This window comes from Streptomyces sp. FH025 (genome assembly GCF_017427025.1).
Classification (GTDB): Bacteria; Actinomycetota; Actinomycetes; order Streptomycetales; family Streptomycetaceae; genus Kitasatospora.
Map to the genome: position 1 here is coordinate 1 of NZ_JAFLNG010000989.1, position 2,138 is coordinate 2,138.

1 protein-coding gene is annotated in these 2,138 nt (G+C 73.7%); it reads right to left on the reverse strand.

The features are described from left to right. Positions 1-2,138 (reverse strand): amino acid adenylation domain-containing protein (locus J0670_RS36495; RefSeq protein WP_207817057.1); only part of this gene is annotated, 2,138 nt, incomplete at both ends.

Below are 2,138 nucleotides of genomic sequence, written 5' to 3' on the forward strand. Positions count from 1 at the left end.
CAGTTCGGTGGCGGCGTGGGCGCGCAGTGCCTCGGGCGCGGCGCCCGTCACCGCGTAGCCGACCAGGCGCTTGTCGCCGGGCACGTCCTCACGGACCACCACGGCGGCGTCGGCGACGGCCGGGTGGGCGGCCAACACGGCCTCGATCTCGCCGAGTTCGATCCGGAAGCCGCGCAGCTTGACCTGCTGGTCGGCGCGGCCGAAGTACTCCAGCACGCCGTCCGCGCGGCGGCGGGCGAGGTCGCCGGAGCGGTACATCCGGGTGCCGCGTTCGCCGAACAGTTCGGCGTACGGGTCGGCGACGAAGCGGGTGGCGGTGAGTTCGGGCCGGCCGAGGTAGCCGCGGGCCAGGCCGGCTCCGGCCACGTACATCTCGCCGGTGACGCCGGGCGGGACGGGTTGCAGGTGCTGGTCGAGGACGTAGACCCGCAGGTCAGGGATGTTGACGCCGATGGTGCTGCCGGTGGTGGCGGCGCTCGCCCGGTCGAGGGCGATGTAGGAGACGTGCACGGTGGTCTCGGTGATGCCGTACATGTTGACCAGGGTGGGCGCGTCGTCCGGGTGGCGCGCGTACCAGTCGTCCAGTCGGGCCGGTTCGAGCGCCTCGCCACCGAACACCACGTAGCGCAGGGCAAGTTCGGTTCCCGGTCGTTCCCGATCGGCGGCGCTGAGCTGGTAGAAGGCGGACGGCGTCTGGTTGAGCACGGTGACGCGCTCGCGGGCGAGCAGTTCGAGGAAGGCGGCCGGGTCACGGCTGACCAGGTGCGGGACGACGACGAGTCGGCCACCGTACAGCAGGGCGCCCCACAGCTCCCAGACGGAGAAGTCGAAGGCGTAGGAGTGGAAGAGGGTCCAGACGTCCTGGGCACCGAAGCCGAACCAGTGGTCGGTGGCGCTGAACAGCCGGGCCACGTTGTGGTGGGTGACGGGCACGCCCTTGGGCCGGCCGGTGGAGCCCGAGGTGTAGATGACGTACGCGGTGTCCTCGGCGCGCAGCGGGCGGGTGCGCTCGTGCTGCGCCAGCGGGACGGCGGGAAAGGCGTGTGACTCCGGCCCGTCGACGAGGAGTCGGGGGATGTCGTGGTCGGGCAGCCGGGGTGCGGTGGCCCGGTCGGTGAGCAGGGCGGCGGGGGTGGCGTCGGCCAGCATGTAGGCGAGGCGGTCGGCCGGGTAGTCGGGGTCGAGCGGGAGGTAGGCGGCGCCGGACTTGGCCACCGCGAGCAGGGCGACGACGAGTGCGACCGAGCGCGGCAGGGCGAGGGCGACGATGCTGCCGGGGCCGATGCCGCCGGCGGCCAGCAGTCGGGCCAGGCGGTCGGAGCGGGCGGCGAGTTCGGTGTAGTCCAGCCGCTCGTCTCCGCAACTGACCGCTATGGAGTGCGGGTTGGCGACGGCGGCCGCCTCGAACAGCTCGGGCAGGGTGGCGCCGGGGGCGGAGCGGACCGGGGTGCCGTTCCACTCGACCAGGGCGCGTCGCCGCTCCTCCTCGCCGATCAGCGGGAGCCGGCCGATCGGGGTGTCGGGGTCGGTGGCGGCGGCCGCGAGAAGTCGGGCGAGGCGGGCGGCGAGGGCCTCGACGCTGGGGGCGTCGAACAGGTCGGTACGGTACTCCAGGAAGCCGTCGATGCCGCCGTCGGGCCGTTCGCCCGCATTGAGGGTGAGGTCGAACTTGGCGGTGCCGCTGGGGATCGCGGTGAGTTCGGCGGTCAGGCCGCCGCCCATCGCGGTGGGGGCGTCGGGTCGGCTCTGCCAGGCGAGCATCACCTGGAACAGCGGGTGCCGGGCGAGCGAGCGCGGCGGGTTGAGTTCCTCGACCAGGCGGTCGAAGGGCAGCTCGGCGTGCTCGTGGGCGGCGACGGCGGTGTCACGCACCCGGGCGAGCAGTTCGCGGAAGGTCGGATCGCCCGAGGTGTCGGTGCGCAGCACCACGGAGTTGACGAAGTAGCCCACCAGCGCTGCGGTTTCGGCGTCCTCCCGCCCGGCCACCGGGGTGCCGACGGGGATGTCGGTTCCGCAGCCGTGCCGGGTGAGCAGGGCGGCGAGCCCGGCCTGGACGGCCATGAAGACGGTGCCGCCGACGGCCCGGGCGAGGGCGGCGAGGGCGGTGTGCGCCTCGGCGTCGAGGGTGAAGGGGACGG